The 15,432-nt window shown below is 71.8% G+C and carries 16 protein-coding genes; 7 read left to right on the top strand and 9 right to left on the bottom strand.

Translation table 11 applies throughout. From position 1 onward, the window contains the following. Positions 1-137 precede the first annotated feature (137 nt). Positions 138-587 carry a GFA family protein gene (locus ACEUEL_RS13115; protein WP_405705846.1) on the bottom strand — a complete coding sequence of 150 codons (450 nt, stop codon included), beginning with the start codon at positions 585-587 and terminating at the stop codon, positions 138-140. 45 nt (positions 588-632) lie between these two features. Next, a complete protein-coding gene (locus ACEUEL_RS13110) occupies positions 633-1,805 on the bottom strand; it encodes a DNA recombination protein RmuC (protein WP_405705843.1) in 1,173 nt (390 codons plus the stop codon). Positions 1,806-1,896: 91 nt separating this feature from the next. On the opposite strand from ACEUEL_RS13110, the gene def reads away from it, so the two are divergent. From def to ACEUEL_RS13090, 4 genes are all read left to right on the top strand, one after another. Next, positions 1,897-2,424, top strand: coding sequence for a peptide deformylase (gene def / locus ACEUEL_RS13105; protein WP_405706766.1), 528 nt, complete (start codon positions 1,897-1,899; stop codon positions 2,422-2,424). A gap of 24 nt (positions 2,425-2,448) precedes the next feature. After that, positions 2,449-3,366 (top strand): methionyl-tRNA formyltransferase, encoded by a 918-nt coding sequence (fmt, locus tag ACEUEL_RS13100; protein WP_405705840.1) that lies wholly within the window; start codon positions 2,449-2,451, stop codon positions 3,364-3,366. A 1,069-nt stretch (positions 3,367-4,435) separates the two neighbouring features. Next, the gene (locus ACEUEL_RS13095; protein WP_405705837.1) at positions 4,436-4,957 is read left to right on the top strand and encodes a hypothetical protein; all 522 of its coding nucleotides are present in this window, start codon (positions 4,436-4,438) and stop codon (positions 4,955-4,957) included. Positions 4,958-5,016: 59 nt separating this feature from the next. Then, positions 5,017-5,451: a GNAT family N-acetyltransferase gene (locus ACEUEL_RS13090; RefSeq protein WP_405705834.1), complete on the top strand. Its 435-nt coding sequence runs from the start codon at positions 5,017-5,019 to the stop codon at positions 5,449-5,451. A 199-nt stretch (positions 5,452-5,650) separates the two neighbouring features. Here ACEUEL_RS13090 and ACEUEL_RS13085 read toward each other — a convergent pair whose 3' ends face one another. Beyond that, complete coding sequence (locus ACEUEL_RS13085) at positions 5,651-6,286, bottom strand: peroxiredoxin (protein WP_405705831.1); 636 nt, start codon at positions 6,284-6,286, stop codon at positions 5,651-5,653. A 163-nt stretch (positions 6,287-6,449) separates the two neighbouring features. Then, positions 6,450-7,076, bottom strand: coding sequence for a S24 family peptidase (locus ACEUEL_RS13080; protein ID WP_405705828.1), 627 nt, complete (start codon positions 7,074-7,076; stop codon positions 6,450-6,452). 209 nt (positions 7,077-7,285) lie between these two features. On the opposite strand from ACEUEL_RS13080, the gene ACEUEL_RS13075 reads away from it, so the two are divergent. Next, a complete protein-coding gene (locus ACEUEL_RS13075) occupies positions 7,286-7,681 on the top strand; it encodes a DUF952 domain-containing protein (RefSeq protein WP_405705825.1) in 396 nt (131 codons plus the stop codon). Next, a complete protein-coding gene (locus ACEUEL_RS13070) occupies positions 7,678-8,745 on the top strand; it encodes a quinone-dependent dihydroorotate dehydrogenase (RefSeq protein WP_405706764.1) in 1,068 nt (355 codons plus the stop codon). Before ACEUEL_RS13075 ends, ACEUEL_RS13070 begins: the two co-directional genes overlap by 4 nt. A 34-nt stretch (positions 8,746-8,779) precedes the next feature. On the opposite strand, the gene ACEUEL_RS13065 is transcribed toward ACEUEL_RS13070, so the two are convergent. The 5 genes from ACEUEL_RS13065 to ACEUEL_RS13045 form a co-directional block, all read right to left on the bottom strand. After that, entirely contained in the window at positions 8,780-9,208 is a 429-nt protein-coding gene (locus tag ACEUEL_RS13065; RefSeq protein ID WP_405705822.1) for a hypothetical protein, read from the bottom strand. A gap of 344 nt (positions 9,209-9,552) precedes the next feature. After that, positions 9,553-10,884, bottom strand: a complete 1,332-nt coding sequence (locus ACEUEL_RS13060) for an MATE family efflux transporter (protein WP_405705819.1) — start codon at positions 10,882-10,884, stop codon at positions 9,553-9,555. A gap of 48 nt (positions 10,885-10,932) precedes the next feature. Then, complete coding sequence (locus ACEUEL_RS13055) at positions 10,933-11,202, bottom strand: DUF6460 domain-containing protein (protein ID WP_405705816.1); 270 nt, start codon at positions 11,200-11,202, stop codon at positions 10,933-10,935. 98 nt (positions 11,203-11,300) lie between these two features. Further along, complete coding sequence (locus ACEUEL_RS13050; RefSeq protein ID WP_405705813.1) at positions 11,301-13,046, bottom strand: cisplatin damage response ATP-dependent DNA ligase; 1,746 nt, start codon at positions 13,044-13,046, stop codon at positions 11,301-11,303. Continuing rightward, on the bottom strand, positions 13,043-14,179 hold the full coding sequence (locus ACEUEL_RS13045; protein WP_405705810.1) for a ligase-associated DNA damage response exonuclease: 1,137 nt from the start codon (positions 14,177-14,179) through the stop codon (positions 13,043-13,045). The genes ACEUEL_RS13050 and ACEUEL_RS13045 overlap by 4 nt, the downstream gene beginning before the upstream one ends. Before the next feature lie 165 nt (positions 14,180-14,344). Between ACEUEL_RS13045 and ACEUEL_RS13040 the strand changes: the two genes are divergently transcribed. Next, the gene (locus tag ACEUEL_RS13040; RefSeq protein WP_405705807.1) at positions 14,345-15,367 is read left to right on the top strand and encodes a class I SAM-dependent DNA methyltransferase; all 1,023 of its coding nucleotides are present in this window, start codon (positions 14,345-14,347) and stop codon (positions 15,365-15,367) included. Positions 15,368-15,432: the final 65 nt, after the last annotated feature.

Below are 15,432 nucleotides of genomic sequence, written 5' to 3'. Positions count from 1 at the left end.
CCGACACGCCCCGCGCGATACGCCGGCCGCGCTCTCCCCGCCGCCATCGGTCCGAGCGCGACAGCCGCGAGCAGAGCCCCGCCGCGCGCGGGACGCGTCCGCCGGGCAGAGGGGTTCCGCGCCGGCGCGGAGAGGCCTCAGCTGGGCGGCGGCCCGTCGGGATGCTGGCGCGAGCGCAGCCTTTCCATCTCCTCCGGCGTGAAATCCTCCTCCGTCCGCCGGCCCGGCAGGCCGGCCAGCGTGTCGAACCAGGGCAGGCGGCTCTCGATGCCGTCGGCATGGGTGGGAGGAACGCGGGCCGGCTCGTCGAGGCTGCCGATCGCCAGCGAGATGTGGTCGCCGCCGACATATTCGAAGCTCAGCGGCGTGCCGCAGTCGCGGCAGAAGCCGCGCTCGGCGCCGGCCGAGGAGCGGAATACCGCCGGCCGCCCGCGCGTCCAGGCGACATCGGCGTGGCGCACCGCCGCGAGGGGCGCGAAGAAGCTGCCGAATGCCTTCTGGCACATCCGGCAATGACAGATGCCGGCCTGATAGGGCGCGGCGAACAGCGTATAGCGCACCGCACCGCACTGGCATCCCCCACTCATGACAGCGGCCCGCTCACCCGTCATCGCATCTCCCCCCCGCGCCGCTCACTCCGCCGCCCCGAGCTTCAGGCCGAGCGGGGCGGGCATCGCGGCATCGTCCCCCGGCTCGGCGGCGCGGGCGGCGGACACCGGCGCCTCGAATTCGAGCTGCTCGACCCGCGCGCCCCGCCGCGCGATCCGGTCGGCGGAGACCAGGATCTGCGCCACGTCCTCGTTGGCCTGGCCGAGATGCCGGCCGAGATGGGCCACCCGCTCGCGCAGCCGGGCGGCATCGGCGACCAGCGCGCCGCATTCGGCGCGGATGCGGTCGGCCTGCTCGCGCATGCGCGCATCCTTGACGATCGCCTGCACCACCTGGATCGCCAGCATCAGCAGCGAGGGCGACACCAGCACCACCCGTGCCCGGAAGGCGCGCTGGATGATCTCGTCGAAATGCTCGTGCAGCTCGGCATAGACCGACTCGGACGGCACGAACATCAGCGCCACGTCCTGCGTCTCGCCGGGCACGAGGTAGCGCTCGGCGATGTCGCCGATATGCCGCCCCACATCCTGCTTCAGCCGCGCCTGCGCCTGCTTGCGCGCGCCCGCGTCGCCGGCCTCGCGGAAGGCGGTGATCGCCTCCAGCGGGAATTTCGAATCGACCAGCAGCGGGCGCGCGTCGCCCGGCAGGAAGACGGCGCAATCCGCCCGCCGCCCGTTCGAGAGCGTGTGCTGGAAGGCATAGGTGCCGCGCGGCAGGCCGTCGGCGACGATGGCGTGCAGCCGGCCCTCGCCGAAGGCGCCGCGCGCCTGCTTGTTGGCGAGTGTCTCGCGCAGCGAGATCACCTGGCTCGACAGGTCGCCGAGGCTCTCGCGCGCCTGGTCGACCAGAGCGAGCCGCTCGTTGAGCCGCACGAGATCGGCATGGGTGGCCTGCGCGGCGCGGGCGAGGCTCTCGCCCATGCGGTGCGAGGTGGCGTCGAGCCGCTCCGCCACGGCGCGGGCGAGCTCGCCCTGCCGCTGGGCCAGCACCTCGGCCATGCTCTGCACGCGCCCCGCGGTTTCCGCCTGCACGCGCGCGAGCTGCACGAGCTGCGCTTCGAGCGCGCGGGCCCGCCCGCCGCGGGCGAGCGCAAGCAGGAGGAGCAGCGCCAGCACGGCGCCGGCCGCGATCCCCGCCAGCGCGGCGTGGCCGAGGGTGACGGTATGGCCGGCGATGACGGTGATCGGCTGCTCCATGCCGCCCTTCTAGCAGATTTTTCGGCCAACGCGAACATAAAGTGAACAAAAAATGTTGACCGCCGCGCCCGGCTCGCTTATCTCGCTGTCCATGGCCATCCGTCCGCTCGTCATCCTGCCCGACACCCGCCTGCGCCTCGTTTCCGATCCGGTGACGCGGGTCACCCCGGCCGTGCGCGCGCTGGTGGAGGACATGTTCGAGACCATGTACGACGCCCCCGGCATCGGCCTGGCGGCGATCCAGATCGGCGTGCCCGAGCGGGTGGTGACGGTCGACGCGACGCGCGGCGACGACGAGAAGCACCCGATCGCGCTGATCAATCCGGAGGTGATCGCCACCTCCGACGATATCTCGATCTACCAGGAAGGCTGCCTGTCGATCCCCGATTATTACGAGGATGTCGAGCGGCCCGCGCGCGTCACCGTGCGCTATCTCGACCTCGACGGCGCCCCCCGCGAGATCGAGGCGGACGGGCTGCTGGCGACCTGCCTGCAGCACGAGATCGACCATCTGAACGGCATCCTGTTCATCGACCACATTTCGCGGCTGAAGCGCGAGCGGGTGGTGAAGAAATTCACCAAGGCCGCCCGGGACAAGGAGCGGGCGGGCGAGGGCTGAGCCCCGCGCGCCCGGGTCGCCGCCATGCGCGTCGTGTTCATGGGAACGCCGGAATTCGCCGTGCCGACGCTGCGGGCGATCGCCGGGCAGGGGCATGACGTCGTCGCGGTCTACACGCGCGCGCCGGCGGCGGGCGGGCGGCGCGGGCTCGACCGGGTGCCCTCGCCGGTGCACCGCGCCGCCGAGGAGCTCGGCATCCCCGTGCTCCATCCCGCGAGCCTGCGCACGCCGGAAGCGGCGGAGATCTTCGCCGGCCATCGCGCCGATGTCGCGGTGGTGGTCGCCTACGGCATGCTGCTGCCGGTCCCGATCCTGGAGGCGCCGCGCTTCGGCTGCCTGAACGTGCACGCCTCGCTGCTGCCGCGCTGGCGCGGGGCGGCGCCGATCCAGCGCGCGGTGATGGCCGGCGACGCCTCGAGCGGCGTCGCGGTGATGCGCATGGAGGCGGGGCTCGATACCGGCCCGGTTGCGCTGATCGAGCGCGTGGCGATCGGCCCGGACATGACGGCGGGCGACCTGCACGACGCGCTGATGCCGCTCGGCGCCGATCTGATGCTGCAAGCGCTGGCCGCGCTGGAGCGCGGCGGGCTCGCCTTCACGCCGCAGCCGGCGGACGGCGTCACCTATGCCCGCAAGATCGAGAAGGCCGAGACGCGGATCGACTGGTCGCGCCCCGCCGGCGAGGTGCACGACCATATCCGCGGCCTCGCGCCCTTTCCCGGAGCCTGGTTCGACCTCGCCGGCGCGCGGGTGAAGGTGCTGCGCTCGACGCGGGCGGAGGGCGCGGGCGCCCCCGGCGAGGTGCTGGACGACGCGCTCGACATCGCCTGCGGCACGGGCGCGGTGCGGCTCGTCGAGGTGCAGAAGGCGGGCGGGCGGCCGATGGGCGCCGCCGAATTCCGGCGCGGGACGCCGCTGCCCGCGGGGACCATCCTCGGTTAGGCGACGGGTTGGCAGCTCCCACGGGGGCGCCGTGATCCCGGCCGCAGGTGCCGTCGGAGAGCCGGGATCGCTTACCAGAATTCCAACGCGACCCCGGATCAGCTCCGCGGCCGTACCGGGATGCGGCGTGTGGAGGGCTTTCCGAACAGGCTCCGGGAGGCGGTTCGGAGCCCCAGAAGACGCCGCCGCGTCGCGGACTGGCTCAGCAACCGTCGGAGAGCCGGGATCGCTGGCCATGCTACCCACGCGATCCCGATCCCGGAGAGGGTCTGCGGCCGTTCCGGGATGAGGCGCGTGGAGGACGGTCAGGACAGGCTCCGGGACGGTTCGGCGCCCCCGAAGACGCCGCCGCGTCGCGGACCGGCGCCGCCGTCGTCGGAGAGCTAGGATCGCTTACCAGGATACCCCTGTGATTCCAACCCCTGATCAGGTCCGCCGCCGCTGCTGGATGCGGCGTGTGGAGGGCTTTCCGAACAGGCTCCGGGAGACGGTTCGGCGCCCCGAAGACGCCGCCGCCCCGTCGCGGACCGGCGCAGCCGCCGCCGGAGAGCCGGGATCGCTCACGAGGTACCAGAGCGATCCCTGATCAGGTCCGCTGCCGCTGCTGGATGCGGCGTGTGGAGGGCTTTCCGAACAGGCTCCGGGAGACGGTTCGGCGCCCCGGAAGAAGCCGCCGCCGCGTCGCGGACCGGCGCAACTGCCGAAGCGCAGCGCCGGGATTCCGGGAGAGACCGCCGACGGGGCGTCGATCAATCGTGTCGAGGCGTCGCCTGTTCGACCCTGCTTCCCGGCTCGGCGCGGCGTGCAGCGTGCCCGGGGCAACGGCCGTATCGGACAAGCTCCCGGCATCGCCGCGTCTCTGCGACGCGTAAACTGATATAATGCATTGTTTTGCTTCATATTCCTTCCCGAAGTCGGGCCGCTTCGCGCGACACTGCACCCGCGCTTTGGATCCGTCAGCCCTTCCCGCTCGGATGTCCTGATCCGAGCGGGAAGGGCTCGATGCGCCCGCCCTCGGCCCTTGCGCGCTGCGGGATGACAGGTCGTCCGGGCCGGGCGATGATGGCCGATGTCCGAGGCTGAGGAACAGGGAACACCCTATCCCGATGGGAATGCCGGGCGGGTCGACGACTGGTCGGCGCGGATCTACGCCGCCCTCCGGGGTTGGCCGGATGCCCGGGCGGGCGCGTGGACACGGTGGGAGCCGGGCTATCTCCTGCTCACCATCGACCATGCCCGCGGAAGGGACATCGATCGGATCGTCCTCTACACGGCGGATGAGCTGCTCAAGGTGGCGTTCGGCTATTGGGACGAGGAGTACCCCGTGCCCGGCCTATCGGATGATGTCGAGCCCGAGGCCCTGGCCGCCGAGGCGCGGCGCCTCGTCGAGCAATGGCTGGACGGCGAGTTTCGCACGGCCGTGGTTCTTGACGTCGACGGCGGCTGGCTGGGCACCCGGGTGGTCGAGCGCGGCGAGGACCCCGTGGCAGGGGCGCGGGCGTGGATGGCGTCGCTCAACCGGACGGCGGACCGGATCGAGCTGCGCTCGCCGTTCCGGGACGAATGGCGGATCATCCCGCTCGCGCCCTGACATTCCGCGGTGGACGATGCGGTAAGCTGCCGGCCGTCGCCGATTCGGGAGTGAACCGCATGATCCGCCCGCTCCAGCCCGCCGACCGCGCCGCCTGGGAGTCATTGTGGAAGGCCTATCAGGTCTTCTACGAGGCCGACCTGCCGGCGGCGGTGACCGAGACCACCTGGCGGCGGATGCTCGATCCGGCCGAGCCGGTCTGGGGTGCGCTGGCGATCCGCGAGGGCCGGGCGGTCGGCCTCGTGCACTGGCTCGCGCACCGCTCGACCTGGAGCGTCGGTGACGTCTGCTACCTGAACGATCTCTATGTCGATCCCGCCGCGCGCGGCGCCGGCGTGGGGCGCGCGCTGATCGCCCATGTCGAGGCGGATGCCCGCGCCAGGGGCTGCGCCGAACTCTACTGGCTGACGCACGAAACCAACCTGACGGCGCAGCGCCTCTACAACGAGGTCGCCGAGCGGAGCGGCTTCATCCAGTACCGCAAGCTATTCTGAGGCGGATATCGGGGGGCGGTCCGGCCAACAGCGTCAGGCTTCGGATGGCGTCTCGAATTTTCTCTGCGGCGCCGTCATCCCGGCCGAGCGGAGCGAGAGCCGGCATCGCTCGCCAGCATGACCGCGCGATCCCGGATACGGCCTATGGCCGTTCCGGGATGACGAATACGCGCCGCGCTTGTGCGATCGCCGGCCGAACTCACTTCCCTGGCTGGGCGACGACGCGCAGATAGGGCTTCAGCGTCTTCCAGCCCTGCGGGAACTTCTCCTTCGCCGCCTCGTCGCTCACCGCCGGCACGATGATGACGTCCTCGCCGTCCTTCCAGTTGGCCGGGGTGGCGACCGAGTGCTTGGCGGTGAGCTGGAGCGAATCGATCACCCGCAGGATCTCGTCGAAGTTGCGGCCCGTGCTGGCCGGATAGGTGAGCGACAGCTTCAGCTTCTTGTCCGGCCCGATGATGAACACCGAGCGCACCGTCGCCGTGTCGGAGGCGTTGGGGTGCACCATGTCGTAGAGGTCGGCGACGGTGCGGTCGGGATCGGCGATCAGCGGGAAGTTCGGCGCGTAGCCCTGCGTCTCCGCGATGTCGTCCGACCATTTCGCGTGCGCCTCGAGCGGATCGACCGACAGGCCGATCACCTTGACGTCGCGCCGGTCGAATTCCGGCTTCAGCCGCGCCACCTGGCCGAGCTCGGTGGTGCAGACGGGGGTGAAGTTGCGCGGGTGCGAGAACAGCACGCCCCAGGAGGAGCCGAGCCATTCATGGAACTTCACCGGACCCTCGGTGGTCTCGGCGGCGAAATCGGGGACGACGTCCCCCAGGCGGATGGCCATGGCATTCTCCAGCGGTGCCCTGCGGGCGGAATAATACACAAAAATGATCGTATACTGCCCGCCGGCGGTGGTGGGAAGCCCGGATTCTACGGAGGCCGCGTCGCCGCTCGAGCCCCCCGCCCCCGGGCGGGGCATGGCCCCGCGGGGCGCGCGCGGGGCGCGCCTACTGGCTCACCCACAGCACGCGCGCGATCCAGTCGACCTCGCCCGCGCGCAGCGTGCGCTCGGGATGGGCGGGGTTCAGCGAGCCCAGCACCAGCGTGCCGCCGCGGCGGGCGCGCAGTTCCTTCGCCATCACCTCGCCCTCGCGCGTCTTCACGATCACCCGGTCGCCGCGCCGCAGCGCCGCCAGCGGCGAGACCACCACCACGTCGCCGTTGCGGTAGAGCGGCAGCATGGAATCGCCGGTGATCTCCAGCGCGAAGGCGTGCTCGTCGCGGATCTGCGGAAAGGTCACCTCTTCCCAGGCGCTGCCGGCGGGCAGGCCGGCATCGTCGAAGAAGCCCCCCGTTCCGGCCTGCGCGAAGCCGATCAGCGGCAGCGGCCGGGCGAGGGCGGCCGGCCCGCCCATCATGCCCATGAAATCGTCGAGGCTCGCCCCCGTCGCGGCCAGCACCTTGGCGATGCTCTCGGTGGAGGGCCAGCGCGGGCGCCCGTCCGGGCTGCGGCGCTTGGAGGGGTTGAAGGCCGTCGAATCCAGCCCCGCCTTCCGGGCGAGGCCGGAAGTCGAGAGGCCGTGGCACTCGGCGAGCCGGTCGACCGCCTGCCAGACCTGCGCGTGGGTCAGCATCGATTCCGCCCCCGTCGAGTTCGCTACGCATGGTGCGTGGATCGGCAGCCTGACCAGTACGTCGCGGCCCCGCCGCTGTCCAGCCGACCCCGCGGGGGCCCCGGCGCGGGGGCTTTCGCGGCGTTCGGCAGCGGCCACGGGTGGGCGACGGCTTGACCGGGGGCACCCCGCCTCGGCATGGAAGGGGCGTTGACAGGAAGGGACACGGCATGGCCGGCGACAGCGAGCCGCGAGACGGGCTCATCTTCAAGATCTGCCCGCGTGCGCTGTGGGCGCAGGCGGAGACGGCCGGCGTCTTCCACGGCGCGCCGGTCGACCAGGCCGACGGCTTCATCCATTTCTCGACGGCCGCGCAGGTGGCCGAGACCGCCGCGCGCCATTTCACGGGGCAGGACGATCTCCTGCTGGTCGCGGTGACGGCCGCCCCGCTCGGCGACGCCCTGCGCTGGGAGCCCTCGCGCGGGGGCGCGCTGTTCCCGCACCTCTACGGCCCGCTGCCGCTCGATGCCGTCGCCTCGGTCCGCCCGCTGCCCCTCGGGCCGGACGGGCGCCATCTCTTCCCGCCCGACCTGTTGCCGCCGGATCTGTTCGCGGAGCCCGCCTGACCATGCTGCTCGACCTCGCGCTCCCCTTCGCCCGGCTGCTCGATCCGGAGACCGCCCACGGCCTCGCCGTGCGCACGCTCGCCTGCCTGCCCGCCCGGCCCGCGCCGCCGGACGATCCGCGCCTCAAGGTGCGGGCCTTCGGGCTCGACGTCCCGAACCCGGTCGGCATCGCCGCCGGCTTCGACAAGGAGGCGGAACTGCCCGACGCGCTGCTCGGCGCCGGCTTCGGCTTCGCGGAGGTGGGCACCATCACCCCGCGCCCGCAGCCCGGCAACCCGCGCCCGCGCAATTTCCGCCTCGTCGAGGATCACGCCGTCATCAACCGCTACGGCTTCAATTCCGGCGGGCATGCGCCCGCGCTCGGGCGGCTCAAGGCCCGCGCCGGGCGGCCGGGCATCGTCGGCGTCAATGTCGGGGCGAACAAGGAGAGCGCGGACCGCGCCGGCGATTACGTCGCCGGCATCCGCGCCTTCGCCGGGCTCGCCTCGTACTTCACCGTCAACGTCTCCTCGCCCAACACGCCGGGCCTGCGCGATCTTCAGGAGGAAGCCGCGCTCGACGACCTGCTCGCCCGGGTGCTGGCCGCGCGCGACGAGGTGGCCGCCGGAATCCCGGTGCTGCTCAAGATCGCCCCCGACCTCGCGCTCGCCCATCTCGACGCGGTGGTGGCGGTCGCCCGCCGGCGCGGCGTCGACGGCATGATCGTCTCCAACACCACCATCGCCCGCCCGGCCTCCCTGCGCTCGCCGCACAAGGTCGAGACCGGCGGCCTGTCCGGGCGCCCGCTGTTCGCGCCCTCGACGGTGATGCTGGCGCAGACCTTCGCCCGTGTGGAGCGCGCCTTCCCGCTCATCGGCGTGGGCGGCATCGAGAGCGCCGACACCGCCTGGGAAAAGATCCGCGCCGGCGCCAGCCTGATCCAGCTCTATTCGGCGCTGGTCTATGAGGGCCTCGGCCTCGTCCCGCGCATCAAGGCGGGGCTGGTGGCGAAGCTGGAGCGCGAGAAGACAACGCTGGCGGAGGTGGTGGGCTCGGGCGTGGCGGAGTGGATGCGGCGCGGTTGAGGGCGTTTGAGAGGGGCTACGCTAGGACGTGAACTCATAAATGAGGGGACGCCGAGTGTTGTCGAACACGAAGGGGCTCAATCCCAAGATCGATGCCGAGTTGGGCGATTTCGGAGAGCAGGCGCGTGTTGAAGACTTCCCCGCGCTCACCGACTGTCCAGCCAACGTAAAAATTCATTCGGCCGCCTGTTTCGCGCAGCCAGTCCAGATACTGCCTCTTTGGCTGGAGAACTTTCACGGCATCACTTAGGCATTTTGCCAACTCGCCGTCGTTACCGTCTCCAAGCCAGAAGAGACAGTAAGTTTCACGATAGTGGCCCGGCAATTCGGCACCATTGGGCGCTGATCGGCGATCACCCACCTTCCAGCTTCGCCTTGCTGGGATAGAGAGGCCGCCCACAATGTCAGCGGGATCGGCATCTGGGTGATACACTTGAAGAGAGACTGTGTAATCGAACGCCATGGTGCTGATTATTTACTCTCGAGTCGTCTGTCCGCAATGGCCCGCTTAACGGTTGAGGTGTCCATACCACGCCATTTCTGATTCATGCTCCGCATCAGCAGGATTGGACCTGACCGACGCCGAATGGCGCGCAATGTCCTAAGGGGTCTTGAGCCGCTGTACTGTTCCCAAAGACCGTGCATGTGGCATGGTGGATAATGCGTGCTTCGAGGCCCCGCGTCGCGGGGCACCTCAGCATGACGGATGTTGATGCAGCGCACGGCGCTACGTCATCCTGAGGTGCCCGGGCGCAGCCCGGGCCTCGAAGGACGCACCACGTGGAGGGCGCCCCGGCGCCGGCCCGGCTAACCCCCGAACGTCTTCCGCACCAGCGCCGGCAGCCTCATCGCCTGGAAGGCGCCGCGGCTGGCGAGGAAGCTCAGATAGGCGATCCACAGCCCGGTATTGCCGAGGGGCTTGGTGAGCCACCACACCGCGAAATAGGCGAGCGCGGCGGGGGCCATCAGGTTGCGCATGTCGCGCGACCAGGTCGAGCCGGCATAGATGCCGTCATAGGCGAAGGCGGCCACCCCGATCAGCGGCGTCAGCGCGGCGAGCGGCAGGTACTCGCGCGCCAGCATCCGCACCTCGGCATTGGCGGTCAGCGCGTCGACGATCGCCCCGCCGCCGGCCATCAGCAGCCCCGTCGCCGGCAGCGCGAAGCCGAAGCCGAACACCAGCACCATCCCCACCGCCCGCCGGAAGCCCTCGCGGTCGCGCGCGCCCACGCTCTGGCCGCAGATCTGCTCGGCGGCGGTGGAGAAGCCGTCGAGGAAGAAGGCGGCGAGCATGGCGACGTTCAGCAGCACCGCGTTCGCCGCCAGCACCGCGTCGGTGTCGCGCGCGCCCTGCGAGGTGAAGAACAGCAGCACGAGCATGAGGATGAGGGTGCGGATCATGATGTCGGAGTTCACCGCCACCGTCTCGACCATGCGAGTGCGGTCGATCACCGTGCGCCACGGCACCCGCCAGCCGCCGCCCGTCACGAACCGCGCGGCGGCAAGGCCGGCGAGCGTGCCCGACACCTCGGCGATGAGGTTCGCCGCCGCCGCCCCGGCGATGCCGAAGTCCCACACCAGCACCAGCAGCACGGTGGCGAGCGCGTTCACCCCGGCGATCACCACCTGCAGGCCGAGCCCGATATCGGTGCGCGCGACGCCGACCAGCCAGCCGAGCAGTGCGAAATTGCCGATGGCGAAGGGGGTCGAGAGCACGCGCACGGCGAAATAGAGCGAGGCCGCCTCCGTCACCGCCGGGCTGGTGCCCATGGCGGTGAAGGCAAAATGCGCCACCGGCACGTGCACGACGATCATGGCGAGCCCGATGGCGAGCGCGATCAGCAGCGCCCGCGCCAGCACGGCGCGGATCTCGGTGGTGTCGTTCCGCCCCAGCGCCTGCGCGGTCAGCCCCGCCGTGCCCATGCGCAGCGAGCCGAACACCCAGAACACGAAGTCGAACAGCAGCGCCCCCACCGCCACGGCGCCGAGCAGCGCGGCATCGCCGAGCCGCCCCACCGCGCCGGTGGCGATGAGCCCGAGGATCGGCGTCGTCATCTGCGCCAGCGTCGCCGGCAGCGCGATGGCGAGGAAGCGGCGCGGGGTGACGTCGGCGCGGCCCGCGCGCGCGGTCATGTTCATGGGAGGGGATCCGGGCGGGACTGACTGCTGCCGCTACGTGCCGCCGTGTTACTTGCCGCCGCGCGAGACGCGCATGATGAGCCACAGCGGGATGACGATCACCGCGCCGAGCAGGAAATAGCGCCACAGCCGCTCGACCGCCTCGAAGGAGAAGCTGAATAGGCTGCGCACCAGCCGCTCGAGGCTGCTCAGGATGTTGAGCGGATCGATGCCGAGCGCGGAGAGGATCACGCCCACCACCACCGAGAGCAGGACGAGGCGCACCAGCACCCAGGCCGGCGAGCCGCCCATGAAGCGGGCGATCTGGTTGTCGGACATTCTCGAAGCTCCTGCGCGGCGGTCCCGGCGGCGATCCGCCGGGCGTGGCCGCTCATATGGCCCCGCCACCCGCGCGCCGCGAGTCGCCGGCCGGCGATTTATCCGCTTCCCCTAGCACGCCCGCGCCGCGGCGGGGAGGCGTCGGAGGCGGAGCCGGCGGGCGCGGCGTCGTCGGGCGCTCCGGCATCGGCCGCCCCGACCATCGCCGCCAGCGTCGCCAGCCGGTCGGCCTCGCCGGGCGGCTTGTCCCAGCGCAGCCGGGCGATGCGCGGGAAGCGCATGGCGAGCCCGGAGCGATGCCGCGCCGAGCGCGCGATCCCCTCGAAAGCCACTTCGAGCACGAGGCCGGCCGTGGCCGTATGCACCACCTCGCGCACCGGCCCGAAGCGGTTCGTGGTGTTCCGCCGCACGAAGCGGTCGATCTCGGCGAGTTCGGCATCGGTGAAGCCGAAATAGGCCTTGCCGACCGGCACCAGTTCGCCGGTGCCCGAGGTCTCCCCGGTCCACACGCCGAAGGTATAGTCGGAATAGAAGGAGGAGCGCTTGCCGTGCCCGCGCTGGGCATACATCAGCACCGCGTCCACCGTGTGCGGGTCGCGCTTCCATTTCCACCAGGGACCCTTGGGACGGCCGGGGAGATAGGGGCTGTCGGCGCGCTTCAGCATCACGCCCTCCACCGCCTCGGCGTCGATGCCGGCGCCATGCCCGGCCGGATCGGCCCGCGCCGCGGCGAGTTCATCCCAGGTCGCGAAGGCGATCATCGGCGAGAGGTCGAGCGCCTCCCCCGGCCGTTGCGCGACCAGCGCCTCCAGCCGCGCCCGCCGCGCGTCGAAGGGCAGGGGGCGCAGATCCTCGTCCCCGTCCGCCAGCAGGTCATAGGCGCGGATATGCGGCGGGTATTCCGCCATCAGCTTCACGGATACCGCCTTGCGGTTCAGCCGCTGCTGCAGCACGTTGAAGCTCTGCACCCGCCCGTCCCGGCGGATCAGCAATTCGCCGTCGAGCACGCCCTCGAAGCCGAGCTGATCGGCGAGATCGGGGAAGGCGGGCGAGATATCCTCGCCGGTGCGGCTGTAGAGCCGGGTCACCACGCGCCCGTCGGCCCCGCGCGCCCGCACCGCCTGCACGCGGATGCCGTCCCATTTCCATTCGGCGCGGAAGGCGGCCGGGTCGAGCGCCTTGAGGTCGCCGTCCTCGACCGCATGCGCCAGCATCACCGGCCGGAACGGCGTCGGATCCTCCGTCTGCGGCCGCTCTCCGTGCCCCTCCGCCCAGGCGAACAGCGGCTCGTAGGGCGGGGCGAGCCCGGGCCAGACCAGTTCGACATCGTCGGGGGCGAGATCGCCGAGGCTCGCCACCGCCGTCTTGGCGAGGCGGGCCGAGACGCCAATGCGCAGGGATCCGGTGATCAGCTTCAGCAGCGCCCAGCGCCCGGTCTCGTCCAGCCGGTCGAGCAGGCCAGCCAGCACCCCCGGCATCTCGTTGCGCCCGAGCGTCGCGAAGGCATGCACCACGGCGGAGAGGGGGAGGTCGCGGTAAGCCGGCGCGTCGCCGCCCTGATCGGCCACCTCCGGCCCCGGCCACATCAGCGCGACCGTCTCGGAGAGGTCGCCGACATGGTCGTAGGACAGCGCGAACAGCACCGGGTCGGTGCGCTCCGCGATCAGCGCGCGGATCAGCCCGGCCTTGGCGTTGCGGAAGGTGAGCGCCCCGGTGAGCGCGGCCAGCGCCCAGCCGCGCTCGGGGTCCGCCGTATGACGGAAATAATCCGCGATCAGCCGGATCTTGCCGTTGCGGCGGGGCTCGAAGGCGAGCCGGTCGAGCAGGGCGGCGAAGCGGTTCATGGCGATGGCTTCCGGCTGGCGGACGGCCCGTCCGCGTCGCCCGGTTCCGGCACTGCCGCCTCGCCCGTGCCCGCCGCCGCCGCGTCCGCCGCCTCGCCTGTCCCGGCCTCCGCCCCGGTTCCGCCGGCCTCGGCCTCTTCCTCGCCATAGCCGACCAGGTGCAGCGGGCGGGCGGCGAGGCCTTCGCGCAGCGCCCAGTGCACCAGCGCGTCGGCTTCGCCATGGGTCACCCACAGCTCGCTGCAGCCGGTGGCGCGGATGGAGGCCTGCAAGCCCTCCCAGTCGGCATGGTCGGAGATGACGAGGGGCAGCTCGACGCCGCGCTGGCGGGCCCGCGCGCGGATGCGCATCCAGCCCGAGGCGAAGGCGGCCACCGGATCGGGGAAGCGGCGCGACCACACATCGCCCATCGCCGAGGGTGGGCAGATGACGATGGCGCCGGCGAGTTCGGCCGGCGCCGCCCCGCGCACCGGCCGCAGTTCGCCGAGCGCGATGCCCTCGCTGACGTAATAGTCGGTCAGCCGCTCCATCGCCCCGTGCAGGAAGATCGGCGCGTCATGGCCGGCGGCGCGGGCGAGCGCCATCACCCGCTGCGCCTTGCCGAGCGCGTAGGCGCCGACCAGATGCGCCCGCTCGGGAAACAGCGCCAGCGATTGCAGCAGCCGGCCGATCTCCGCCAGCGGATCGGGATGGCGGTAGACCGGCAGGCCGAAGGTCGCCTCGGAGATGAAGACGTCGCAGGCAACCGGCTCGAACGGCGCCGAGGTCGGGTCCGGCCCCGGCTTGTAGTCGCCCGAGGCGACGATGCGGCAGCCGCCCTTCTCCACCGCGATCTGCGCCGAGCCGAGGATATGCCCGGCCGGGTGGAAGCTCACGCCGACGCCGCCGACCTCGATCCGCTCGCCATAGCGGGCGGCCTGCGTCGCCCCGGCGAAATCGGCGCCGTAGCGGATCGCCATGATGTCCAGCGTCTGCCGCGTCGCCAGCACCGCGCCATGGCCGGCGCGCGCGTGGTCGGAATGGCCGTGCGTCACCAGCGCCCGCCGCACCGGCCGCATCGGGTCGATGTGGAAGTCGCCGGCGGGCGAATAGAGCCCCTCGGGGCGCGGCTGCAGCAGGTCTTCCGGGCGCATGCTGGACCAGATATAGGGCGTCCGCCGCCCGTTGCAGCGGCAACGCCGGAAATCGACGCGCGTTCCGGCGCTCGTGGCGCGGGCCACCCCCGGCGTGCCGGCGGGTGGCGGGGGCCCCGGCGCGTCAGCGTCTTCCGGCCACGTTTCGATCGCACAGGTTCGCGCATGAGTTCCAGCCCGCTCATCCTCTCCTCCGGCGACCCCGCGCTCGACCGCCGGCTCGACTGGGCGCGCGCGCTGCTGGACGAGGGCAATGCCGCCGACGCGGCGGAACTGATGGCCGAGGCGGTGACGCGCGCGCCGGGCTTCGTCTCCGGCTGGTTCGTGCTGGCGGAAGCCCGCGAGGCGATGGGCGAGCGTGACGCGGCGGCGCAGGCCTATGGCGCGGCGCTGACGCTCGACCCCAAGGACCGGCTGGGCGCCGGCCCGCGCCGCGCCCGGCTGGCGGGCGAGGGCACGGGCCTGTCGGCTGCCTATGTGCGCACCCTGTTCGACCAGTATGCCGGCCGCTTCGACGCGGCGCTGGCGCGGCTCGACTATCGCGGCCCGGAGCTCATCCGCGCCGCGCTGGAGGATGCGTGCGCGGCGCTCGGCCGGCCCTTCCGCTTTGCGCACGGCCTCGACCTCGGCTGCGGCACCGGCCTCGTCGGCATGGCGCTGGCGCCTCGGGTGGAGCGGCTCGACGGCGTTGACCTCGCGCCGAACATGATCGAGCTCGCCCGGGCGCGCGGGCTCTATAGGGAGCTGGCCGCCGCCGACCTCGTCGGCTGGCTGCAGGAGCGGCCGGAGGCGGGCGCGGACCTCGTCGTGGCGGGCGATGTGTTCTGCTATCTCGGCGATCTCGCGCCTGTCTTCATGGCGGCGCGGCGGGCGATCGGCGCGACTGCACCGACCGCACCGATCGTCCACCTCACCGCACCGACCGGTCACTCTCATCGGTCGTCCGGATTGCTCGCCTTCACCGTCGAGACGCATGACGGCGCGGGCGTCATCCTGCGCGACACGCTGCGCGTCGCCCATGGCGAAGCCTATGTAAGAGAACAGCTTTTCGCCGCCGGCTTCGATCTGGTGTCGTGCCGCCCGGCCGCGACGCGTACCGAGAAGGGCGCCCCGGTGCCCGGGCTGGTCGTCGTCGCGCGGCCGCTGGGAGCGAAGGCGATCGCCGGCGGAGCGGTAAAAGCCGAATGAAATCAACAGGCCTCGGTGCAGTGGGAACGAGCCGCGGCCGGCTTTCCCTGCGCGGCGAAGGCGTC

The sequence above is a fragment of the Ancylobacter terrae genome (assembly GCF_045108345.1).
Lineage (GTDB): Bacteria > Pseudomonadota > Alphaproteobacteria > Rhizobiales > Xanthobacteraceae > Ancylobacter.
Note: the sequence above shows the minus strand (reverse complement) of the source record. Positions and strands in the feature narration are given on the sequence as shown.